Origin of the sequence: Azospirillum sp. B2RO_4 (assembly GCF_051124815.1) — a bacterium.
In the GTDB taxonomy this organism is placed as follows: Bacteria; Pseudomonadota; Alphaproteobacteria; order Azospirillales; family Azospirillaceae; genus Azospirillum.
On the sequence record NZ_CP118488.1, the window covers coordinates 587,116 to 610,962 of the forward strand.

Genomic DNA, 23,847 nt, shown 5'->3' on the forward strand with positions numbered 1-23,847 from the left:
GCCCGGCTTGATCGGCGGTATTTGCGGCGGTTCGTGCCGAAGTGGACCACGGCGCCGGCACCTACGCCAAACAAACGAAAGATACGGACACAACACAACAGGCTTAAGACTGCCGTTGTCGGAATCAGTCCTTCCGACACTAAAACATTCGCGGACTCAAAATCGATTTTTTTGGAAGAGTCAAAGATGAGTCAGAGTCATGTCCCAAGATTGACTCTCCTTTTTGTGGCGAATTCTGTGCGACTACTCCTAACGAGCAGGGTAATCCAACCGATACGGTTAACCCGACCTAGCGAGATCTTAATATCCGATTAATGGGAGTCGTGCCGATGTCGTCCACCGGGTCCAATCTCATCGATGTCACCTTTGCGATCGACGCATGGGGACAAGCAGCCGGCGGCGTCTGGCCGCATCTGGCGCTCAAGCTCGACGGCGCGACCATCGGTCAGGCGACGGTGAACAGCAGCACCCTGGGGCGCTACACCATCTCCGCCAAGGTGGCCGCCGACAGCGCACACAAGCTGCAGATCGTCTACGACAATGACGGCCTGTCGGGCGGCGTCGACCGCAACCTGTTCGTCCGTGCCATCTCCGTGAACGGCACGTCGATCGCCGCCACCGACCCGTCGGTCACCTATGACAAGGGTGCGGTCGACGGAAAGGACGTGGTGAAGGGGCAGGAAGCCCTGTACTGGGGCGGTGCGCTGAACGTGCCGCTGCCGGCATCGCTGTTCCCGATGGCCGATGCTGTCGACGCGGCTCCGGCGGCCACCAAGTCCTACAGCGTCGTCGTCAACGCCTGGGGCAAGAGCGCCGGCGGGGTGCCGCCGCACTTCAAGCTTCTGGTCGACGGCAAGGCGGTTGGCGACGCCAAGGTGGCCGCCACCAGCCAGACCGCCTACAAATTCACGGTTGATCTCGACCCGACCCAGGCGCACAAGGTCCAGGTCCAGTACGACAACGACGCCGTCGTCAACGGCCAGGACCGCAGCCTCTATGTCGGCTCCGTGGTGGTGAACGGGCACAGCGTCGCCTCGACCGCCGCCGGGGTCACCTATGACCGCGGTGCGCTGGACGGCAAGGACGTCATCTCCGGCCAGCAGGGCCTGTGGTGGAACGGCACGCTGAGCGTTCCCGTCACCAAGGACATGCTCGCCGGCGGCACGACGACCACGCCCACCACACCGACCGCTCCCACCCCCACCACGCCGGCGCCGACCGCGCCGACCGCAACGTTGCCGAAGAACGACCACAGCGCCAGCGCCGGGGTCAGCAGCGACCGGCCGCCGCTGATGTCCGACGTGTCGACCATCTCCTGGGGGGCCGACCGCGGGCTGGCGCCGCAGCACCTGTTCTGGGAATCGGTGCCCGATTACTCCAACGCGTCGCACCTGAAGGAAACCCGCGACGTCGCCGCCGGTCATCTGTCCGACGGGGTGATGCCGCTGATCGGCCTGCAGCTGTGGGAGGATACCTTTGAATCTTCCCAGAACGGCGGCGAGTTCGCCAGCCTGGGCGGCCACAAGGCCTGGGTGTCCTGGGTCAAGGCGCACCAGCAGTATCTGGGACGCGACGCCGACGGCAACGTCCTGAACGCCGACAGCAGCAATCCCTATGGCTGGGGCTATGTCAGCCCGCTGATGCCGCTGGACGCCAAGGACGCGCCGGCCGGCTGGACCGGCGGCACCGCCCATTACGCCGACTGGATGGCCGACAAGCTGGGCCGCCTGTCCGCCCTGACCGGCACCCGCGGCTATGAACTGGCCGACTTCTTCGACGGCAGCCCGCATTCCGGCGTGATGGACTTCTTCAACAGCCGCATGATTGCGGAGTTCAGCGCCAAGACCGGCATCAAGGTGGCGGGCTCCACGCTGGCGCAGCAGGCGGCCGACATCGTCGACAACCACCCGACCCAGTGGCTGGACTACTTCGTCGACGGCTGGGCCTATGGCTGGAAGGCGCTGGACGACGCCATCGTCAAGAACACCGGCCACGCCGCATGGCTGACCACCCAGGTGTCCTTCACCCCGGCGGCGATGCGTGAATTCGCCGGTGTCGATGCCCGCGTGATCGCCGACACGATGAACGAGAAGGACATCCTGTTCAACGTGCAGACCCTCGAACGCTTCGAGATGCAGCACAAGCAGGCGCCGGCCTCCTACGAGCAGGCGATGCTGGGCATCCATGCCGCCCGCGCGCCCGACGCCCATTTCGGCCACATGATGTCCTCGTCGGAGGATGATTACTGGGGTGCGGTGAACAGCCTCTACACCGGCGTCACCGGCACGGTGCGAGAGGAGCTGGGCTGGGGCCGCCTGGAGCAGACCTGGCTGCAGAGCGGCTGGACCATGATCGCCGACGACCAGGGCGGCGTCCGCCGCGCAGCGGAGCAGTGGTCGCGCAGCTATCACGACTGGGGCGAGGTGAAGCAGCCCTGGCTGGACATGCTGCGCGACATCGTGCCGACCCGTCCCTTCGGCCCGGCGCTCTATTACAGCGCCAATGCCGAAAAGGCGATGAACGCGCTGGAGCCGGCCGGCAACTCCATCGGCAACGCCTATCTCGGCGAACTGCTGGAGCCGATCACCAAGCTGCATGATGCCGGCGCGACCTTCGGCTATTACGTCAGCGACGCGGCCCTGTCGTCGATGACCAAGGCCAGCACGCCCAGCGCCTGGATCATCCCGCAGGCGACCTATAACGGCCACAACCTGTTCAGCGACGCCGAAATCGCCGCGCTGAAGGCCAAGGCGCCGGTCCTGATCGGCGACGAGGCGCTGAACTATCATTACCCGCTGACCTTCACCGACAAGGATCCGGACGCCCAGATCACCGGCTATGGCTTCTACGACCAGAAGGACCGGCTGATCGTCGTTGCCTCCGACCGCGTCGATTTCAACGACACCGCGGCACGCAAGGCGGTCGACACCCATGTGGAGCTTCAGCTCGCCAACGGCCACTACACGGTCCAGGACCTGATCCACAACACCACGCAGAGCTTCGACGTGGTGAACGGCGTCGGCGGCTTCGACACCACCATCGCCCGCTGGGACACCGGCGTCTTCGCCATCAGCCACGACATGGCGGCGTAAGGCGGCCGCCCGACGGCAAGCTGTCGAACGAAAACGGAGCCCCGTTCCGGCGGGGCTCCGTTTTCGTTTCGATGTTCAGTGAAAAATGTCCTGGCAAAGTCTGTTTAAGAGTCTATATTATCGTCAGTGAAATGGCCGAGAGCAGATTGACCTCAAGTCGAAGCCTCTAACAGAAGTTGTCTCGCAAAGAACTTTTTCTTCTTTGAACGGCAATATCGTTTGGCTTCCTTTGCTTCGGACCCTCCCCGCTTGGCGCAATCCGCCGGAGAGCAGTCTCTCTTTACCGGGTAATCACTTCCATATTCGCGCGCAAGGATGACTTATTACTGCCGGCCTTCTGACGAAGGACTCTGCCCGGACAGTATGAGTGCACACCCAACTGAGCCTGGAATCATTCCAGAAGTGCAGCAGACAATGCCGTGAGTGCCGGATCATAGTTTGATCTAAATTCGAACGGGCGAGCACGAGCAGACCGATACAACGTGCACCGTCCATCGGATATGCGGCATTGCGCGGCCAGGCGCGGAGGTACCGGAGACTATGGTGGCAACGGCCCGAACGGGGGGCCGAGGGTTGTACGCCGGGCGCGAGAATCCGGCAGATCCGAATTGCCATGCATCGGTGCCGTCGACGTCGAAGCAAAGCGTCCAGGGGGGAAACCTTGCCTTCCGGCCGCGCGATACCGTCCGCCAATTCGTCTATTTCTTGGGGGAGACGGACATGTCCGATCGCATTCGTGTGATTGTTCACAATCAAAGCCGATTGCTGCGTGAATCCATCCTGAACATCCTGGACGACTGCTTCGAAGTCATCGATCCGCAGAGCCGCCTCGCAACCGGACTTTCACCAAAGACGACGTGGAACGGCCGGGCCAATGGCGTCCCCGACCGCTATTCCGACGGCATGTCGGCCGGCGGGGCCGTGGTCACGCTGGAACCGCCGGCCGGCAACGGCAGTTCCGAACGGACGGCGGACATCGTTCTGTTCGACCTCGCCTCCCTGAAGACCGACGCCTGGAACTTCCGCAGCTGGTACGGCGAGCAGGCCAAGCTGGCGATGATCGCCGACGAATTCTCCGCCCACCACATGCGGATGGCCCTGCGCTTCGGCGTGCGCGGCTATTTGCTGAACCGGATGGCCCCTACTGCCTTCGTGCTGTCCCTGCGCCTGATTCATGCCGGTGAGCCGGTGGTGCCGGAGGAGTGCTTCGATTATTTCTCCCCCACGGCGCTCCGCCGGGGCGGAGAGGATGGGGCGCTGGCCCAGCATGAAAGCGAACTTCTGGGCTATCCCGGCCTCTATCCGCGCCACGCCCGCATCCTGAAGCTCATCATGGACGGATGCAGCAACAAGGAGATCGCGCGCGAAATGGGAATGACCGAGGATCTGGTGAAGCTGCATGTCCGTCACATCATGCAGACCATCAACGTCCGCAACCGCACCCAGGCCGCCCTCTGGGCCGCGCAGAGCGGAATCATCCAGGAGATGGAGTATTTCCTGGAAAGGACGTCACCGTAAGGTCGCCGGGGAACAGGAACGGGCGCCAGGATGGCGGCGCCTGTGCCTTCCCGGCCTCAGGCCGGCACCACGCTGTTGGTCAGGAAGGTTTCGAACTGGTCGACCGGCAGCGGCCGGCTGATCAGATAGCCCTGGATGCGGGTGCAGCGCTGCAGGCGAAGCATGTCGGCCTGCTCCTGCGTCTCCACCCCCTCGGCGATGGTGTCGAAGCCCAGGCTTTCGGCGAGATTGACGATGGTGCCGACGATGGCCGGATCGGTGGTCGACTTGACGATGTCGCGGACGAAGCTGCGGTCGATCTTCAGTGTGTCGATCGGGAAACGCTTCAGATAGGCCAGCGAGGAATAGCCGGTGCCGAAATCGTCGATGGACAACCGGACGCCGATGTCCTTCAGCCCGTTGAGGATCGTCACCGCCTTCTCGATGTCGCCGATCATGGCGCCTTCGGTCAGTTCCAGTTCCAGCCGGTCGGCCGGGATCCCGGCGGACTCCACCACGCTGCGGACGAAGCCGACGAGGCGGGCGTCCTGGAACTGGCGCGGCGACAGGTTCACCGACACCGACGGGATCGGCAGACCGCGCTCGATCCAACCCGCCAGCCGACGGCAGGATTCGATCAGCGTCCAGGCGCCGATTTCCCAGATCAAACCGGTTTCCTCGGCCAGCGGAATGAACTCCGCCGGGCTGACCATGCCGCGCACCGGGTGGCGCCAGCGGATCAGCGCCTCCGCCCCGATGGTGCGATTGCCGGCAAGGTCGATCTTCGGCTGGAAATGCAGTTCGAACTCGTCGCCGCCGCTGGCGCGGCGCAGGTCGCTCTCCAGCCCCAGGGTGAAGCCCGACCGCTCGCGCATTCCGTTGTCGTAGAAGACGTATTTGTGCTCCGGGTTGCGCTTGGCATGGTACATCGCCAGATCGGCGTTGCGCAGAAGCTGGTCCGCCGTCTCGCCGTCGTCGGGGTAGAAGGCGATGCCGATGGACGCGCCGCAGAACAGCTCCTGGTTATGGACGCTGAACGGCTCCGCCATCGAATAGAGCACCTTCTCCACCAGCCGGGCGCCGGCGGAGCGGTCGGCGGCGTCCGGGGCGACGATCAGGAACTCGTCCCCGCCGAGCCGCCCGACGGTGTCGGTCATGCGGGTGCAGTTGCGCAGGCGTCGGGCCACCAGCTTCAGCAGTTCGTCGCCGGCATGGTGGCCCAGCGTGTCGTTCACCTGCTTGAAGCGGTTGAGGTCGAGGAAGGCGACGGCAACCTTGCTCTTGCCGCGCTGGGCTCGGACGATCGCCTCCTCCAGCCTTTCGCAGACCAGCCAGCGGTTGGGCAGGTCGGTCAGCCGGTCGAAGCTGGCCTGATAGCGGATCTGGTGTTCCTGCGATTTGCGCTGGCTGATGTCGGCGATGGTCAGGACATAATGTTCCAGCACGCCGCTCGGCGCACGGACCGACGTCACCGACAAGGCGGCGGCGAAGGCGTCGCCGGAATGGCGGAAGCTGGTGACCTCCCCCTGCCAGCGCCCGGCCTGCCGCGCGGTGGTCCAGATGGCATCGATGAATTCCCGCTCGTGCGAGCCGGGGGCGAACAGGACCAGCGGCCGGCGCAGCAGTTCCTCCCGCTGGAAACCGGTCATGATCTCGTAGGCCGGGTTGATCGCCTGCACCGTCAGTTCGGGATCGACGATCAGGATGCCGTCGGCGACGCTGTCGAACACGGTGGCGAGCAGCCGGATCTTCTCCTCATGCTGCTTGCGCTCGGTGATGTCCTGGACGGTGCCTTCGTAATAGCGGATGCGGCCGGCGGCATCGCGAACGCAACGCGCGCTCTCCGCGATCCAGATGATGGAACCGTCGCGGCGGAAGACGCGCGCCTCGAAACTGTGGACCCGGTCCTGGCGGGCCATCAGGTCGGCGAAGGCCTCGCGCTTGCCGGGATCGACATAGAGCTGGCAGGCGATGTCGGTGAGGTTGGCGATCAGGTCTTCGGGCGAAGCATAGCCATAGATATCGGCAAGTGCCGGATTGACCCGCAGGTAACGTCCGTCGACCGTCGTCTGATAGATGCCTTCCACAGCATTTTCGAAGATGCTGCGATACTGTTCTTCCGTCTCGTGACTCATGGTGCGCGCCTCATCCGACGCCAATCCCGAACCGCCTGGAAAAAACATAAGCCTGCAACTCAAACAACGATTGTGGAACTTCCACTTTTCCGCAATGCGGCAAAGTAGACGCCGGTTCGGAGAGTCCCGTCAAGCGACATCGCCGACACTGTCTCATAGTATGAGGGGAAAATATAACAAAAAGGTAACCGTTCCTGACCCATGCCGGCACTCCGGACTGTTATTCGCTGCCAAGGCATTGAACGGAAAGAGAAGTTCGCCGCAGCAACGTTAAAAAACGGAAAGATTTGGAGCGGACTGCCGGGCCCGAACCGTCGGCCGATCTGTTCAGCCTCACAGTCATTGCTATACGAACGATTAATTTTTATTCAACACCGCACAGTCTTTGGGCAATGCGGCAGTTCACCTCAGGGCGATGAGGAGGGAGGAACCCAGCAGATTGGCCGATTGCCGGCCTCCATGCGTTTGGCACACGCCATGCATCATGTCTTCCCGTTCAAGCCAACGGCGGTTTGACCCGCGCGGGGCCAAAGACCGGGGCCCGCACCCAAATCACACGCAACGCGTCCTTCCTCCCCCGCCCCGCACCGGACCGGTGCCGCGCGGGCTCCATCGGACGCTGCGTGCCGCTCCTTCTGCGCTTGTTCCAAGGGCAGCGCTTGTTCCAAGGGGACACGTCATGTCGTATCTGGTGCCCTCCGAGTTCGTCACCAAAATGGTGGATGCCGGCGAATCCAAGATTTTCATGTCCACCCGCGACACCGTCATCCGCGCCTATATGGCCGGGGCGATCCTGGCGCTGGCGGCGGTCTTTGCCGTCACGGTCACGGTCCAGACGGGCTTCCCGATCATCGGCGCCATCCTGTTCCCGGTCGGCTTCTGCATGCTGTATCTGCTGGGCTTCGACCTGCTGACCGGCGTGTTCGTGCTGTCGCCGCTGGCGCTGATCGACAAGCGGCCGGGCGTCACCATCGGCGGCGTTCTGCGCAACTGGGGGCTGGTGTTCATCGGCAACTTCCTGGGGGCGCTGACGGTCGCGCTGATGATGGCGGTGGTGTTCACCTATGGCTTCTCCACCCCGCCGGACAAGGTCGGCACCGTCATCTCCCACATCGGCGAGAACCGCACCTTGGGCTATGCCCAGTATGGCGCGGCCGGCATGCTGACCATCTTCCTGCGCGGCATGCTGTGCAACTGGATGGTCTCCACCGGCGTCGTCGGCGCCATGATCTCCACCTCGGTCAGCGGCAAGGTGATCGCCATGTGGATGCCGATCATGCTGTTCTTCGGCATGACCTTCGAGCATTCGGTGGTGAACATGTTCCTGTTCCCCTCGGCGATGCTGATGGGCGGCAAGTTCTCGATCATGGACTACATGATCTGGAACGAGCTGCCGACGGTGCTTGGCAACCTGGTCGGCGGTCTGGCCTTCACCGGGCTGACGCTCTACGCCACCCATGTCCGCACGGCGCCCAAGCGCCGCCTGCATCAGGCCGGTCTGCAGCCCGCCGAATAAGGCGCCCCGCCCGCCCTCCCGTCACCACCCCGGTCCGCCTTGGGCCGGGGTTTTTCTTGCCAAGGGCCGACATCGTGCCAAGTGCCGACATCGTGAAAAAGCTGCGGATCTCCATCGGCCAGTGCTCCGACAAGGGGCGGAAGGAGTCCAACCAGGATTTCCACGGGGTGTTGATCCCGACGCCGCCGCTGCTGGGCATGAAGGGGATCGCGGTGGCGCTGGCCGACGGCATCAGCAGCAGCCGGGTCAGCCACATCGCCAGCGAAACGGCGGTGAAAAGCTTCCTGACCGATTATTACTGCACACCGGAAAGCTGGTCGGTGAGGACCTCGGCGCAGCGGGTGCTGGCGGCGGCCAATTCCTGGCTGCACGCCCAGAACCGGCGCAGCGAATACCGTTACGACCAGGACCGTGGCTTTGCCTGCACGCTCAGCGCCCTGGTGCTGAAATCGGCCACCGCGCATCTGTTCCATGTCGGCGACTCCCGCATCTACCGCATCGCCGGCCGCGCGCTGGAACAGCTGACCACCGACCACCGGGTGGTGGTGTCGTCGGAAGTCAGCTATCTCGGCCGGGCGATGGGCGTGGTGCCGCATGTGGAAATCGATTGCCGGGAGCTGCCGGTGGAGGCCGGCGACATCTTCCTGCTGGCGACCGACGGTGTCTATGAGCATGTCGATGCCGATTTTTTGATCAACGCCATCGCCGACCATGCCGACGACCTCGACCGCGCGGCCCGGCTCGCGGTGGAGGAGGCGCTGCGGCGGGGCAGCACCGACAATCTGACGCTCCAGATCGTGCGAATCGATGCCGTCCCCGATGCGGGGGCCGACGACCTGTTGTCCCGGCTGTCCGACCTGCCCCCGCCGCCGCTGCCGGAACCGGGGACCGAGTTCGAGGGCTACCGCATCCTGCGCGAACTGCACGCCAGCAGCCGCAGCCATGTCTATCTGGCCCGGGACGGCGCAGGCGGTCCCGCGGTGGCGCTGAAGGTGCCGGCCATCGACCGGCGCGACGACCGCGCCCATCTGCGCCGCTTCCTGATGGAGGAGTGGATCGCCCGGCGGATCAACAGCCCGCACGTGCTGAAGGCGCCGCCGCAGACCCGGCCGCGCCGCCACCTCTATGTCGTCACCGAGTATCTGGAGGGGCAGACGCTGACCCAATGGATGCATGACCACCCCGGCCCGGACCTGCCCACCGTGCGCGCCATCGTAGAGCAGATCGGCAAGGGGCTGCAGGCCTTCCACCGGCTGGAGATGCTGCACCAGGATCTGCGGCCCGACAATGTGATGATCGACCGGAACGGAACGGTGAAGATCGTCGATTTCGGATCGGTCCTGGTGCCCGGCATTCTGGAGACCATGCCCGACGCCGACCGCGGCGAGATCCTCGGCACCCTGCAATACACCGCCCCGGAATATCTGCTGGGCGAGGGCGGGACGGCGGCCTCCGACCTCTATGCGCTGGGGGTCATCGCCTATCAGATGCTGACCGGCCGCCTGCCCTACGGCGCCGACGCGGCGACCGCCACCACGCGGGCGCGCCAGCGCAAGCTGGTCTACCGCACGGCGCTCAGCGACCAGCGGGACATCCCGGCGTGGCTTGACGCGGTGCTGCGCAAGGCGGTCCATCCGGACCCGGCCAAGCGCTATCAGGAATTGTCGGAGTTCCTGTACGACCTGCGCCACCCGCGCAAGCATGCGGCGGGAACGCGGCGCCAGCCGCTGGTCGACCGCAACCCGCTGGCCTTCTGGCAGGGGCTGTCGGCACTGCTGGCGCTGGCGGTGCTGGTCCTGCTGGCCGGCCGGGTCTGATCGGCCCGCCGGCAGGACCGGAGCGCTCTCAGTGGCCGTGGGCGACCTTCGCGCCTTCCTTCAGCTTGTAGAGCCGCGAGCAGTAGGGGCATTCGACCTGCCCTTCGTGATCCAGCGTCAGATAGACCAGCGGATGGCCCAGCGCGCCGCCGCCGCCGTCGCACCCGACGGTCGAGGTTTCTACAAGGATCGTCTCGGTCGGCTGCATGGCAGTCATCCTCTGTTTTGACAGGCGCGCCGGTTCACGCCATCGTGGACACGCCCGCTGTCCGGGCCCCCCGATCGGGGTTCCGCGCGCGCGGGCCGGATGATACCCATCGCGCGCCGCGGATCAACGGGGGAAACCACCGGACTCGCGGGCTTTTTCGTCAACCGCAATCATCATGGTTCAGGATCAATGGCCGCGCCCTCCGATACCCCCACGCCCGTCTCGCTTCCGGCCAACGCCGTGGAGCTGCGCGGCCTGACCAAGATCTACCAGCCGACCGGCAAGGCCGGGCCGAAGCATGCGCTGAAGGGCATCGACCTCGCCATTCCGCGCGGGTCGCTGTTCGGGCTGCTCGGCCCCAACGGCGCCGGCAAGTCGACGATGATCAACATCCTCGCCGGGCTGGTGAACAAGACCGGCGGCACCGCCACCATCTGGGGCCACGAGGTGTCGGAGCATCCGCGCCGCGCCCGCGCCTCCATCGGCGTGGTGCCGCAGGAACTGAACATGGACCCCTTCTTCACCCCGCGCGAGATGCTGGAGCTTCAGGCCGGCCTCTACGGCGTGCCGAAGAAAGAACGCCGGACGGACGAACTGCTGGAGGCGGTCGGGCTGGCCGACAAGGCCGATGCCCATGCCCGGTCGCTCTCCGGCGGCATGAAGCGCCGCCTGATGGTGGCGAAGGCGATGGTCCACACCCCGCCCGTGCTGATCCTCGACGAGCCGACCGCCGGCGTCGACGTGGAATTGCGCCGCCAGCTCTGGGACTATGTGCGCACGCTGAACAAGTCCGGCACGACCGTCCTGCTGACCACCCATTACCTGCAGGAGGCGGAGGAACTGTGCGACACCATCGCCATCATCAATCACGGGCAGGTGGTTGCGTGCGAGCCGAAGACGACCCTGCTGCGCCGGGTTGACAACAAGTCGCTGTGCCTGACGCTGGAGCGCGACCTGACCGCCCCGCCGCCGTCGCTGGAAGGCTATACTGTCGAACTGCCGGAGCCGCGGCGGTTGGTCGTCCGCTATCAGCCGAGCCGACAGCGCGCCGGCGCCATCCTGTCCGCTCTCGCCGCTTCCGGAATCGGGATCGTCGATGTCACGACCGAGGAATCGGATCTCGAGGATATATTCCTCCAACTGACGGGTGGTGCGCACAGCGACACAGGGGTAATCCATGCGGCATAGCGGATCGGCGGCTGTCGGCTTGGCGGCTGTTCTGGGGTTGGGGCTTCTTCTTGGCGGCTGTGCCGCGGATTTCCAACCGATGGGAACGGCCGTTGTCCAGCCGCAGCTGAACGACCGCGTGCTGATCGCCGCCGACGGCTTCGAGCTGCCGATGCGCTCCTGGCTTCCGACCGACGGCCGGGTGCGGGCCGTGGTGGTGGCTCTGCACGGCTACAACGACTATTCCAACGCCTTCGACGGAGCCGGCCGCGATTTCGCCGCGGCCGGCATCGCCACCTACGCCTATGACCAGCGCGGCTTCGGCGCCACCCGCGAACGCGGCGTCTGGGCAGGCACCCCAACCCTGGTCAGCGACGCCCGCACCGCGGTGGAGATGGTGCGCAGGCGCCATCCCGGCGTCCCGGTCTATCTGATGGGCGAGAGCATGGGCGGGGCGGTGGTGCTGACCGCGATGACCGGCCCCAACCCGCCCAAGGTCGACGGCACCATCCTGGTCGCCCCCGCCGTCTGGGGCCGGCAGGCGATGGGCTTCTTCCCGCGCGCCGCCCTGTGGATCACCTACAACCTCGTGCCGGGCATGGTGGTGCACCCGCCGCAGGATCTGGGCATCCATCCATCCGACAACATCGAGATGCTGCGGGCGCTGGGCCGCGACCCGATGGTCATCAAGGGCTCGCGCGTCGATGCGCTGGAGGGGCTGACCGATCTGATGGGGGCCGCGCTCGACGCCTGCCAGCGCCTGCAAACCCCCTCGCTGGTGCTCTACGGCGCGCATGAGGAGGTTCTGCCGCCGCGGCCGGTGGAGCGCGCGCTGAAAGACTTCGAGGCCGGCGGGCGTCATGTCGTCGCCGTCTATCCCGACGGCTACCACATGCTGCTGCGCGACCTGAAGGGCAAGCTGGTCGTCAACGACGTCATCGCCTGGATCGGAAACCCCAAGGTTCCGCTGGCCAGCGGCGCCGACAGGGCGCCCAGGGCGCTGCTGGCGGCCAAGTAAAGGGCTGCTGCAATTTGTCACAGTCAGCCGTGGCGATTGCCGGTCAGACGGATTGTTTCTTGTCCATCGTGACCTGCGGCATTCGCGGAGGGCTGCCAATGCGTGAAACCCTGAGTGAAGACCCCGCTCCCGAACTGCGGCTGTCCGCGGCGGAAGTCGAGGAAATGGCTGCGGAATTCAAGGTTTCGCCGCTGTGGGTGCGGCTGGCGCTGCTGTTCCGGCCGGCGAACCGCGCGGCCCTGGTGGCGATGGTGGCCTGGGCCAGCGGATTGCCGCTTCCGCCTACCTGAAAGGCGCATTCGGCGGCATGGGACCTTTGCAGCCAAAGGTATAGTACCCCTTAGGACCAAAGCAACCCTGCCACTTTCAGCGGTTGAGGTCTAAGGTACCGCATAAGCGGACACCGAACGTCCCCGTTGGGAGGAACCATGCAAAGCGTCGAATCCCAGGTTACTCCGTCCGGCGCTCCCCGCGCGCCGACGACCGCCCAGTCGACCATGTCCTCTACCATGGATGTCCAGGTCATCGCCGACCGATACGGTTGGACCACCCCGATGGCGCGCTGGTGGATGGCCTTCGCCGCCTCTTCGGTCGGGCCGAAGCCGGACACCATGATCGCCTTCCTCGACAAGACCGTCGGTGGCGTGACGATGATCCGACGGCGGTGACGTCGCTGGACGGACGGGATTGAGAAAAAGCGGTCCTGCTGGGCCGCTTTTTTCTTATCTGCCTTTTTGGAGAAGTTAGACCCCCACCTATCCTCCCCCGCTGGGCGGGGGAGGGACTGCCGCCACTCTCCCGCATAAGCACCTGCTCCCTCCCCCGCCCAGCGGGGGAGGGTTGGGGTGGGGGCAAGTGAGTGACTTCACACCCCCGGCGGCACGATCCGCCAGATCGCCGCAGGGTTGCGGTGGGGATCGAGCCAGACATGCTGGAACTTGCCGATCCAGGTGAAGCGGTGGCCGCTGAACAGGTCCTCCACCTGGACATGGGCGCCGTCGGGCAGCCCCAGTTCCCACAGCGGAATCTCGATGGTCCCGCCATGGCCGTTGTGGGGGTCGAGGTTCACCGCGATCAGGATCACATTGTCCTTCGCCGCCGTCATCTTGCCATAGAGCAGGATGTTGTCGTCGAAGGCGTTGTAGAAGCGCAGGTTGGTGAACTGCTGCAGCGCCGGATTCTCGCGACGGATCCGATTGATGGCGGTGACGTAGTCGCGGATGTTGCCGGGCTGGTCCCAGTCCCAGTGCCGGACTTCGTACTTCTCCGAGTGGTTGTATTCCTCCTTGCCGGGATAGGCTTCCGCCTCGCACAGCAGGTAGGGGCCGTAGAGGCCGTAGACGCCGGCCAGCGTCGCCGCCAGGACCGCCCGCATCATGTGCGCCGGCCGGCCGCCATGGGTCAGGATCGGCGGCAGGATGTCCGGCGTGTTGGCGAAGAAGTTAGGCCGCATGTACTCGCGCGATTCACCCTGCGTCAGTTCCGTCAGATACTCGGTCAGCTCCGGCTTGGTTGTGCGCCAGGTGAAGTAGCTGTAGGACTGGGTGAAGCCGACCTTGGCCAGCCGCTTCATCAGCTTGGGCCGGGTGAAGGCCTCGGCCAGGAACAGGGCGTCGGGGTAGCGGTCCTGCACCTCGCGGATCATCCATTCCCAGAAGGGGAAGGGCTTGGTGTGCGGGTTGTCGACGCGGAAGATGCGGACCCCCTCCTTGCACCACATCAGCACCACGTCGCGTAGCGCGTACCACAGGTCCGGGTAGGACTGGCGGTAGAAGCTGACATTGACGATGTCCTGGTACTTCTTCGGCGGATTCTCGGCATAGCGGATGGTGCCGTCGGGCCGCCAGTAGAACCAGTGCGGATGCTCCTTCACCCAGGGATGGTCGGGGGAGCACTGCACCGCAAAGTCCAGCGCGATCTCGATGCCATGGCGCTTGGCCTCGCGCACCAGCCGGCGGAAACTGTCGAAGTCGCCGATCATCGGGTCGATGGCGTCGTGCCCTCCCTCCTCCGCGCCGATGGCATAGGGCACGCCGGGATCGTCGGGACCGGGATTCAGCGTGTTGTTCTTGCCCTTGCGGAAGGCGCGGCCGATCGGGTGGATCGGCGGGAAATACAGCACGTCGAAACCCATGTCGCGCACCATGGGCAGCAAATTCACCACATCGTCGAAGGTGCCCGGCCGCGACGGATCCGGCGAGGCGGAACGCGGGAAGATCTCGAACCACGCCGAATAGGCGCCGGCAGTGCGGTCGACATAGACTTCCAGTTCGCGGACATAACGCGACTTGTACTGCCGCTCGCCATACTGCTTCATGACGCGGCGCGGCTCGTCCGACAGGGCGTAGTCGATGGCCTCGCGACCGGCCAGCGACTGCATCCGCTCGATCACCGCCTCCAGCGCGGCGCGGCCGTCACCATGGTTCAGGTCCAACGCCTGCTCGACGAAGCGGCGGCCCTCCACCAGTTCCAGATCGACGACCATGCCGGCGTCGACCTTCTTCTTGAAGTCGGCGCGCCAGCTCTCCCAAACGTCGCGCCACGCCTCGATGCTGTAGGTGTAGCGGGCGTTGCGGGTCAGCGGCACGCGGCCGACCCAGCGGTCGTTCTCGTGCAGGCGCATCGGCGCCTCGCTCCACTCCTCGTCGCCCTCCGCCTTGTACATGACGGAGGCCGCGAGAACGAAGGTGCCGTCGGTGTAGATGTCCGCCCACACCTCCATCACGTCGCCGACCGCGCGCTTGATGGGGAAGCGGCCGCCGTCCAGTTCCGGATAGACGTTCTCGATGGTCATGCGGCCGGCGGCGATGGAATCCATCCATTCCCGCTCTTCCACGTCGTGGAGTTCGACCGGGTGGCTGCGGGCGGCGCGGGCGCGGAAGACGCGCAGTTCCATCGGCCGCAGCATCATCGGCGCGCCGGGTTCCATCGGCAGCGGCTCCGCCTCCGGCGTCACGTCCTCGAACGCCTCATAGGTGCCGCCGGTGGCGGCCAGGATCGGGCCGACGTCCAGCATGTGCGGCCGGTTCTCGTCCGGGTTCAACACCAGGATGGCGCAGCCGTCGGGCTGGTCGAGCGCGGCACCGTCCACCTGCCGGATCAATCCCAGCACCGGGCTGTGCGGCGAAGTCACGCGGCGCTGCGGCCCCTCGACGTTCAGGGCCGGGGTGGCGGCCTTCATGGCGTTGACGGCGCCGATGAAGCCGGTCAGGTCGAGCTTCGGCTGCTCCCAGTCGGCGGGGCTGGTCCGCACCACGTCCAGTTTGCGGGTGAAGCCGTATTCATAGCCGACCGGCATCAGCACGCCGGTGGAGAAGCTGGCGGCGAACAGATAATGCATCTTCAACTGGGCGGCGAGCCGCACCGCGTCCTGGCTGCCGACCTCCGCCGCCAGCCGGTCGGTGTCGTGGCTTTCCGGGAAGGCGATGGACGGCGCGATCCAGCGGAACTCGTCATACTGGTCCAGCAGCCAGTCGGCCTTGAAGTCCCACCATTTGGCGCTGTTGAACAGGAAATCGAAGCCGGCGCCGCACAGCTCGCGCACCTGCTCCACCGTGCAGCCCAGCGTCTCGGCGAAGAACTTCACCTCCGGGTTCACGGCGTGGGCGGCGTCGATCAGGCTCTTCCACACCTCCGCCGGCACCTGATAGGCGGCGTCGCAGCGGAAGCCCTTCACGCCCAGCCCGATATAGTGGCGAAGATAGTCGGACCAGTAGCCGATCAGCCCGGCGCGCGACTCCGCCCGGTCATAGTCCAGCGAGGCGAGGTCGCCCCACACCGTGACGTTGGCGGTGTTGTTGGGATCGACGGCGCCAGGACGGTGCAGGTCGCCGTCGGGGCCGCGCTTGTACCAGTCGGGATGCTGATCGACCTGCAACGCGTCGCGGGAGGTGTGGTTGATGACGAAGTCCATCATCACCGACTGGCCATGCGCACCGGCCTCTCCGATGAAGCGGCGCAGCAGTTCGTCGTCGCTCTCGTGCGAGCCGCCGCGGAGCGCGTCATGCAGCCGATAAGGATCCTTCACCGCATAGAGGCTGCCGGAGAATCCCGGCTGATGGATCGGGTTCAGGAAGATCCAGTCGAATCCCATCCCCTGGATCCGTGGAAGGTGTCCGGCCCAATCGCGGACCGGGCCGACCAGGGTCGGAAACAGGTTGTAGATGCGTGGTCCGACGATGCTCATGGAACCCCCTTCCTTGGGCCTGCTTCTCCGTTGACAGCCGCCGGTCCCCGTTGTGGGATCGACGAAGCGACATCGGTGCAGTTCCCCTTCGGAATGCGCCGATGCCTATACTGCGGCCGACACCTTGCTCCCGCCGGTAACCGGCCGGGGCGGTGAAGGTTCCGCCTGCCGCATATGGCAACCCGCAACCGATATGACCAGCATAGGATGCACCTAATGGCCGAGAAGTCCGGTAAGGTCCCGAAAATCCGCCTCGGAAAACTGGACCAGAAGACGGTGCGGATCGATACGGCGGAGGAGTACGACCGCCGACTCGGCAAGCTGCAGAAGGAGCTTCTGCACATCCAGCAGACCTATTGGCACGAAAGACGCCGCGCCATCGTGGTGTTCGAAGGCTGGGACGCCGCCGGCAAGGGCGGGGCCATTCGTCGCATGACCGAGCCGCTCGACCCCCGCGGCTTCCATGTCTGGCCGATCTCCTCCCCGACCGCGGAGGAGCAGGGAAAGCATTACCTGTACCGCTTCTGGACCAAGCTGCCGGCGGCCGGCACCTTCGCCATTTTCGACCGGTCCTGGTATGGCCGGGTCATGGTGGAGCGGGTGGAGAAATTCGCCACCAAGGAGCAATGGAAGCGCGCCTATGACGAGATCAACGAGTTCGAACGGCTGCTGACCGACGACGGCGTGCGCATCATCAAGCTGTTCCTGCACATCACCCCGGAAGAGCAGCTGGAACGCTTCCGCGAGCGGATGAAGAACCCCTATAAGCGCTGGAAGCTGACGGAGGAGGACCTGCGCAACCGCGCCCGATGGGACGATTACGTCAAGGCGGCGGAGGCGATGTTCGACCGCACCTCCACCCCGCAGGCACCCTGGCACGCGGTGGAGGCGAACTCCAAATGGCATGCCCGCATCAAGGTGTTGGAGATCGTCACCAATGCCCTGAAGGAGGGCGTGAACATCGCCCCGCCCCCCGTCAACGGCAATGTCGCCCGCATCGCCGCGGAGGTGCTGGGCATCGAGCCCGACCTGTCGGTTTCCGGCGTTTCCGATGAGGAGCGGAGCGGCCAGGGGTAAGGCGCCGCCGTTCAGACCACGCCCGGCACCACCCCTGGCACCACCCAGGGCCGCCGCTCGGCGTCGCGCTGGTCGAAGAGGTCGATGGCGTCCTGGTGGCGCAGGGTCAGCGCGACGTCGTCGAGCCCTTCGATCAGACACTCCTTCTTGAAGGCGTCGATGGCGAAGGGCAGCGCCCGCCCGTCGGGACCGGTCAGGGTCTGGGCCGGCAAATCCACGGTGACTGCGGCGCCCGGCGCTTCCTGAAGCTGGCGGCGCAGGGTGGCAACCGCATCTTCTGGCAGGGTGACGGTCAGCAGACCGTTCTTGGCGGCATTGGCGGCGAAGATGTCGCCGAAGCTGGGGGCGACGACGCAGCGGAAGCCGCCATCCACCAGCGCATAGACCGCCCCTTCCCGCGAGGACCCGCAACCGAAATTGCGGTCGGTCACCATCACCGCCGCCCCGGCATAGGCCGGATCGTCCAGCGGGAAGCCGGGCTTGCGCTCGTCATGGAACAGGAAGTTGCCGTAGCCGGCGCTGCGCGGCTTCTTCAGGAAGCGGGCCGGCAGAAGCTGGTCGGTGTCGATGTTGGCGATGTCGAGCGGCACCGCCGGTGCGGTCAGCGTGACGAAGGGGTCCATTCATACGGCTCCCAGCTTGCGGACGTCAGTAAGCCTGCCGGTAGCGGCGGCAGCGGCGGCCATCGCCGGGCTCATCAGATGGGTGCGGGCATTCGGCCCCTGGCGGCCGGGGAAGTTGCGGTTGGTGGTGGAGGCGCAGCGCTCCCCCGCCGGAACGAGGTCGCCGTTGATGCCCACGCACATGGAGCAGCCAGGCTCCCCCCATTCCAGCCCGGCGTCGATGAACACGCGGTCCAGCCCCTCCGCCTCCGCCTGCCGACGCACCGGAACCGAGCCGGGAACCACCAGCCCCGGCACCACGGCGCGCCGGCCGCGCAACACATTGGCGGCGGCGCGCAGATCCTCCAGCCGGGCATTGGTGCAGGAACCGATGAAGACGCGGTCGATCGACACATCCTCCAGCGGCATGCCGGGGGCGAGGCCCATGTAGTCCAGCATCTTGCGCATCTGGCCGGCGCGCACCGGGTCGGCCTCGGCACCGGGATCGGGGATCGCCGCCGTCACCGGAACCGCTGTTTCCGGGCTGGTGCCCCAGGTCACGGCCGGCGCTATGGCGGCGGCATCCAGCGTCACCTCGCGGTCGAAGACGGCACCGGGATCGCTGGGCAGGGTCCGCCAATGCTCCACCGCCCGGTCGAACAGCGCACCCTTGGGGGCGAAGTGCCGCCCCTCGATCCACGAGAAGGTGGTGTCGTCAGGGGCGATCATGCCGGCACGGGCACCGGCCTCGATCGACATGTTGCAGACGGTCAGCCGGCCTTCCATCGACAGGGCGCGGATGGCGCTGCCGGCATATTCGATGACATGGCCGGCGGCCCCGTCGGCGCCGATGGCGGCGATCACCGCCAGGATCAGGTCCTTGGCCGTCACATGCGGCCCGAGCACGCCGTCCACGGTGACTCGCATGGTCTTCGGCCGGCGCTGCCACAGGGTCTGGGTCGCCAGCACATGCGACACCTCGGTGGCGCCGATGCCGAAGGCCAACGCGCCGAAGGCGCCGTGGGTGGAGGTGTGGCTGTCGCCGCAGACGATGGTCAGGCCGGGCAGGGTCAGGCCCTGTTCCGGCGCCAGCACATGGACGATGCCCTGCGCCGGGTCGTGCAGCCCGAAATGGCGCAGGCCGTGGCGGCCGGCATTCGCCTCCAGCATCGTCACCATGTTGGCGATCTCGGGATCGGCAATCGGCCTGGACCGGCTGTGCGACGGCACGTAATGGTCGGCGACGGCGAAGGTCAGCTCCGGCCGCCGCACCTTGCGGCCGGCATGGTCGATCATGCCGAAGGCGTGGAAGGAGCCCTCATGCAGGAAATGGCGGTCGATGGCGAGCAGGGCCTGACCGTCCGGCCGGGTCGCCACGACATGGGCGTCCCAGACCTTCTCGAACAGGCTGCGTGACTGTTGCGTCATTGGGTTTTCTCCTTGACGACGGCACCGGCCGCGGCCATCCCGGCGATGCGGCCCAGCGCCACCGCGGTCAGCAGGCCGTTGCCGGACAGATAGCCGGACGCCTTGGATCCCGATACGCCGCAGGCGGCCCCACCGGCGGCATAGAGGTTGGGCAGCGGCGTCCCCGTGGCATCCAAAACGCGCGCGTCATCATCGACGACCAGCCCGCCCTGGGTGTGGAACAGCGCACCGGTGACGCGGACGGCCCGGTAAGGCGGAACCAGCGGCGCCGAACCGGCGAAACCGCGGCCGAAGCCGTCGGTTCCACCCTCCCCTTTCAGCCGATCGATGTCGGCGAGAGTCGCAGTCAGAGCGTCCGCGTCGATCTTCATCAGACGGGCAAGCTCGGCGGGCGTGTCGGCGCTCAGCACCGCCCCCATCGCCTCCGCCTGCCGGAAATCCTCGAACTGGCGTGCGATGGCGGCGATCCGCTCGTCGAAGACCGTCCAGGCGATGCCGTCCGACTGGCGCAACACGATTGCGGCCTGTTCCGAATAGCCCTGTGCCTCGTTGGAGAAGCGCCGGCCCTCGGCATTCACCTGCACGCCGCCCTCGGTGATGGTCGCCCAGGTGACGAGAATCCCAGCCGGATGCGCGACGGAGCCGTGGCCCTGGTGCCCCGACAGATGGCGGGTGGCCGCGCCCAAAGCTTCACCCCACAGCAGCGCGTCGCCCTGGTTGCCGGGATGGCCGAAATAGAGCGCATCGGCCAGTTCCGGCACATGGCGCTCAACCAGCGCCTTGTTGCCGCCATAGCCGTTGCAGGCGAGAACCAGCGCGCCGCAGCCGACCCGCTCCACACTGCCGTCGGGCCGGGTGATTTCCACACCTCGCACCACCGGGCCATCGGCATACAGCGCCGTGACATGCGCCTCGCACAGCACGTCGATGCCGGCGGCCTCGACGGCCCCACGCAAGCGGTCGATCAGTTCCGCCCCAGACCGGCTGGGCAGACCATGCATCCGCCGGGCGCTGTGGCCGGGATAGCTGAAATTGCCCACCACCGAGAAGGGAAGCCCATAGCGGTCGGCCAGCCATTCCAGCGCCGGCCCCACCGCCTGCGCGACGCGGGCGACCTTGGCCGGGTCCGGTTCGCCCTTCGCCTTGGCGATGATGTCGGCGGCGAAGCGCTCCGGACTGTCCTCGATCCCAGCGTCGCGCTGCCAGCGGGTGCCCGGCGCCGGGATCAGACCGGCCGACAGGGCGGTGGAGCCCTGAGGCAGCGCGTCGCGTTCCAGCACCAGCACACCGGCTCCCTCTTCATGAGCGGCCAGCGCCGCAATCATGCCGGCCGCTCCGCCGCCGATCACGACGACGGGGACGGTGAATTCGAACTCCACACCGTCGGCGGGCAGGATGCGGCTCATGAGCTTGCCACCTCCTCCAGCATCGCGGCGACGGTCGCAACCCGGCAGACCGGGCGCAGGGCGGCGATGGAAACCTCATGCAACTGAGGCGAGAAGGCGGCGGTGCCGTCCTCCAACACGACCGTGTCGAAATCGCGGACATGGGCATCGCGCACGGTCGAGGCGACGCCGCCATTGGTGACGATGCCGCAGACCAGCAGCCGCTCGACCCCGCATTTCGCCAGCACCCATTCCAGCCGCGACATGTAGAAGGCGGAATAGGCGACCTTCTCCACCTCCACATCGACCGGCTGGAGCGCGTCCACCGTGCGATGCCCCCAGCCGCCGGGCATGAAATCGCCCTTGGTCAGGAAGGGGCGGAGTGCCTTCAGATGCGGTGAGATCATCGGCTCCCCACCGCGTCCGGGCACCAGGGTGAAGTTGGTGGAGATGACCCAGCCGCCGCGTGAGCGCAGCAGATCGGCCAGCGGCTTCACCCGCTCCGGCAGTGCCAGGATCTCCGGCGCCGTCTGCCCGGCGCGGCCATAGGCTCCCTCGGGATGCAGGAAGTCGTTCTGCAGGTCGCAGACCAGAAGCGCGGTGCGCTCCATCGGAACCGCAGCGGGGCTCATCGGGCGCTCCTTTCCACGATGACGTTGCCGAAGCCGTCGACACGGGCACTGAGGTCGGGATCGATGACGGTGGTGGCGTCCGGCTGCTCCAGGATCGCCGGCCCCTGGATCACGGCGCCGACCGGCAACACCAGCCGGTTGTAGACGGCCGTCTCGTGCCAGGCCCCATCGAACCACACCGGCCGCGACCCGGCATAGGCGCCCTCCACCGTCGTCCCGGCCGCCGGAGCCAGGGCGGAGAGATCGAAATGCGGGCGGCGGCCGATGGCGGCGGTGCGCAGATTGACGATCTTGGCGCCCACCCCCGGCAGCAGCCGGCTGAAGGAGGCTTGGTAGGCACGCTCGAAGGCGGCACGGATGGTCGCCTCGTCGATCCCCGTGCTACCGTTCTCGACCGACACCGGCAGCGGCACGGCGACCGTGTGGGTCTGGCCGATGTAGTGCATGTCGAGTTCGAAGACGAGGTCGATGCGCTCGACGCTGAGCCCGGCGGACTCCACAACGGCGCGGGCGGCCGTGGCCTCCTCCACCATGCGGCGGTCGAGCGATCCGGCGTCGATGCCGGCCAGCGGCAGATTGACCGTCTGCACCTGATCGTGGCGGATGTCGGCGATGACGCAGCCGAGCGCCGAGGTCACGCCGGGAAAGCGCGGCACCAACGCCGCCTTCAGCCCGACCTCCTTGATCAGCGCGCCGACATGCAGTGCACCGCCGCCGCCGAAGGGCACCGCGGCGAACTTGGCCGGATCATGGCCGCGCTCGATGGAGACGAGGCGGATGGCGCCGGCCATCTTGCTGTTGGCAATGCGCACCACCGCCTCCGCCGCCGCCATGACGTCGAGGCCCAGCGGCTCGGCGACATGCTTGGCGATGGCGATGCGGGCGGCCTCGACGTCCAGCCGCGCCAGCTTGCCGCCGATTGGACGCTCGGCATTGATGCGGCCGAGCAGCACGTTGGCGTCGGTCAGGGTCGGGCGGGTGTTGCCCTGGCCGTAGCAGACCGGTCCCGGCCGCGAGCCGGCGCTCTCCGGCCCGACCTGCAGCATGCCGCCGGGATCGACCCCGGCGATGGAGCCGCCGCCGGCGCCGATGGTGGTGATCTCGATCATCGGGGTGCGGACGACCAGACCGAAATCGATGGTGGTCTGGGCGGCCAGCATGGTCTGCCCCTCCACCACCAGCGACACGTCGAAGCTGGTGCCGCCGAGGTCGCCGGTGATGACGTTGGGGAAGCCCGCCGCCTTGGAGATCGCCGCCGCGGCGATGACGCCGGCCGCCGGCCCCGACAGGGCGGTGCGCACCGGCAGCCGCCTTGCGGTGTCGGTGGACATCACGCCGCCGTTCGACTGCACGATGTGGAAACGTCCGCCGAACCCCTCCCCCGCCAGCGCATTGTCGAGCTTGGCGAGATAGCTGCCGACCACCGGCTGGAGATAGGCGTTCAGCGCCGTGGTGGAGGTGCGCTCGAACTCGCGGATTTCCGGCAGGATGCGCGACGAACATTCGAGGTTGGCGTTCGACCAGACCTCGCGCGCCGCCTCCAGCGCCGCCAGCTCGTTGGCCGGGTTGGCATAGGCGTTGATGAAGACGATGGCGAGCGCCTCCGCCCCCTGGTCGGCCAGCCGGCGGGCGGCGGCGCGGACCTCCTCCGGGTCAATGGCTGTGCGGATCGTGCCGTCCGCCAGCGTGCGCTCCGCCACCTCCAGCCGCATGTCGCGGTCGACCACGGGGACGAAATCGCCCCACAGGCCCCAGGTGTGGCGGCGGTCGCGGCGGCGCATTTCAAGCACGTCGCGGAAGCCGGCGGTGGTGATCAGGCCGACCTTGGCGCCCTTGCGCTCCAGCAGCGCGTTGGTGCCGACGGTGGTGCCGTGGACGATGGAGCCCAGGTCCGCGACCGGGCCGAAGCTCTGCAGGCCGGCCAGGAAGCCGACCGCCTCGTCGCCACGGTTGGACGGGACCTTGGCGGTACGGAAGCTGCCGCGCGCCTCGTCGTAATGGAACAGGTCGGTGAAGGTGCCGCCGACATCGACGCCGACGATTGCACCCTTGGAAATGCCGTTGCTCATGGTCTTGATTCCGGGTTC

The 23,847-nt window shown here is 66.5% G+C and carries 17 protein-coding genes; 9 read left to right on the forward strand and 8 right to left on the reverse strand.

From position 1 onward, the window contains the following. Nucleotides 1-329: 329 nt before the first annotated feature. Both PWS46_RS23210 and PWS46_RS23215 read left to right on the forward strand, forming a co-directional pair. Nucleotides 330-3,092 carry a carbohydrate-binding domain-containing protein gene (locus PWS46_RS23210; protein WP_434623223.1) on the forward strand — a complete coding sequence of 921 codons (2,763 nt, stop codon included), beginning with the start codon at nt 330-332 and terminating at the stop codon, nt 3,090-3,092. Between the two features lie 720 nt (nt 3,093-3,812). After that, nucleotides 3,813-4,610 carry a LuxR C-terminal-related transcriptional regulator gene (locus PWS46_RS23215; RefSeq protein WP_434623224.1) on the forward strand — a complete coding sequence of 266 codons (798 nt, stop codon included), beginning with the start codon at nt 3,813-3,815 and terminating at the stop codon, nt 4,608-4,610. 56 nt (nt 4,611-4,666) lie between these two features. Here the strand turns inward: PWS46_RS23215 and PWS46_RS23220 are convergent, their stop codons facing one another. After that, nucleotides 4,667-6,724 carry a sensor domain-containing protein gene (locus PWS46_RS23220; RefSeq protein WP_434623225.1) on the reverse strand — a complete coding sequence of 686 codons (2,058 nt, stop codon included), beginning with the start codon at nt 6,722-6,724 and terminating at the stop codon, nt 4,667-4,669. Nucleotides 6,725-7,403: 679 nt separating this feature from the next. Here PWS46_RS23220 and PWS46_RS23225 point away from each other — a divergent pair. Together PWS46_RS23225 and PWS46_RS23230 are read left to right on the forward strand one after the other, a co-directional pair. Beyond that, nucleotides 7,404-8,240, forward strand: coding sequence for a formate/nitrite transporter family protein (locus tag PWS46_RS23225; protein WP_434623226.1), 837 nt, complete (start codon nt 7,404-7,406; stop codon nt 8,238-8,240). Nucleotides 8,241-8,332: 92 nt separating this feature from the next. Beyond that, complete coding sequence (locus tag PWS46_RS23230; RefSeq protein ID WP_434623227.1) at nt 8,333-10,057, forward strand: protein kinase domain-containing protein; 1,725 nt, start codon at nt 8,333-8,335, stop codon at nt 10,055-10,057. Nucleotides 10,058-10,085: 28 nt separating this feature from the next. On the opposite strand, the gene PWS46_RS23235 is transcribed toward PWS46_RS23230, so the two are convergent. Then, nucleotides 10,086-10,274, reverse strand: coding sequence for a zinc-finger domain-containing protein (locus tag PWS46_RS23235; protein WP_434623228.1), 189 nt, complete (start codon nt 10,272-10,274; stop codon nt 10,086-10,088). 180 nt (nt 10,275-10,454) lie between these two features. Between PWS46_RS23235 and PWS46_RS23240 the strand changes: the two genes are divergently transcribed. The 4 genes from PWS46_RS23240 to PWS46_RS23255 all read left to right on the forward strand — a co-directional run bounded on the left by PWS46_RS23240 (nt 10,455) and on the right by PWS46_RS23255 (nt 13,118). Next, nucleotides 10,455-11,453 carry an ABC transporter ATP-binding protein gene (locus tag PWS46_RS23240; RefSeq protein WP_434623229.1) on the forward strand — a complete coding sequence of 333 codons (999 nt, stop codon included), beginning with the start codon at nt 10,455-10,457 and terminating at the stop codon, nt 11,451-11,453. 79 nt (nt 11,454-11,532) lie between these two features. After that, a complete protein-coding gene (locus tag PWS46_RS23245) occupies nt 11,533-12,450 on the forward strand; it encodes a lysophospholipase (RefSeq protein WP_434623230.1) in 918 nt (305 codons plus the stop codon). A gap of 59 nt (nt 12,451-12,509) precedes the next feature. Beyond that, nucleotides 12,510-12,740 carry a hypothetical protein gene (locus PWS46_RS23250; RefSeq protein ID WP_434623231.1) on the forward strand — a complete coding sequence of 77 codons (231 nt, stop codon included), beginning with the start codon at nt 12,510-12,512 and terminating at the stop codon, nt 12,738-12,740. Between the two features lie 138 nt (nt 12,741-12,878). Further along, nucleotides 12,879-13,118, forward strand: coding sequence for a hypothetical protein (locus PWS46_RS23255; protein WP_434623232.1), 240 nt, complete (start codon nt 12,879-12,881; stop codon nt 13,116-13,118). Nucleotides 13,119-13,315: 197 nt separating this feature from the next. On the opposite strand, the gene PWS46_RS23260 is transcribed toward PWS46_RS23255, so the two are convergent. Further along, entirely contained in the window at nt 13,316-16,636 is a 3,321-nt protein-coding gene (locus tag PWS46_RS23260; RefSeq protein ID WP_434623233.1) for a maltotransferase domain-containing protein, read from the reverse strand. Nucleotides 16,637-16,852: 216 nt separating this feature from the next. Here PWS46_RS23260 and PWS46_RS23265 point away from each other — a divergent pair, with 216 nt between their 5' ends. Further along, entirely contained in the window at nt 16,853-17,713 is an 861-nt protein-coding gene (locus PWS46_RS23265) for a polyphosphate kinase 2 family protein (RefSeq protein ID WP_434623234.1), read from the forward strand. A gap of 11 nt (nt 17,714-17,724) precedes the next feature. Here the strand turns inward: PWS46_RS23265 and leuD are convergent, their stop codons facing one another. Genes leuD through PWS46_RS23290 form a run of 5 tightly spaced genes read right to left on the reverse strand, consistent with a single transcriptional unit; the run spans nt 17,725 to nt 23,829 of the window. Continuing rightward, nucleotides 17,725-18,336: a 3-isopropylmalate dehydratase small subunit gene (leuD, locus tag PWS46_RS23270; protein WP_434623235.1), complete on the reverse strand. Its 612-nt coding sequence runs from the start codon at nt 18,334-18,336 to the stop codon at nt 17,725-17,727. After that, entirely contained in the window at nt 18,337-19,743 is a 1,407-nt protein-coding gene (gene leuC / locus PWS46_RS23275; RefSeq protein WP_434623237.1) for a 3-isopropylmalate dehydratase large subunit, read from the reverse strand. Continuing rightward, nucleotides 19,740-21,149: an FAD-dependent oxidoreductase gene (locus PWS46_RS23280; protein ID WP_434623239.1), complete on the reverse strand. Its 1,410-nt coding sequence runs from the start codon at nt 21,147-21,149 to the stop codon at nt 19,740-19,742. The genes leuC and PWS46_RS23280 overlap by 4 nt, the downstream gene beginning before the upstream one ends. Beyond that, the gene (locus PWS46_RS23285; RefSeq protein WP_434623240.1) at nt 21,146-21,760 is read right to left on the reverse strand and encodes a cysteine hydrolase family protein; all 615 of its coding nucleotides are present in this window, start codon (nt 21,758-21,760) and stop codon (nt 21,146-21,148) included. The genes PWS46_RS23280 and PWS46_RS23285 overlap by 4 nt, the downstream gene beginning before the upstream one ends. Then, nucleotides 21,757-23,829, reverse strand: coding sequence for a hydantoinase/oxoprolinase family protein (locus PWS46_RS23290; protein ID WP_434623241.1), 2,073 nt, complete (start codon nt 23,827-23,829; stop codon nt 21,757-21,759). The genes PWS46_RS23285 and PWS46_RS23290 overlap by 4 nt, the downstream gene beginning before the upstream one ends. Between the last annotated feature and the right edge of the window lie 18 nt (nt 23,830-23,847).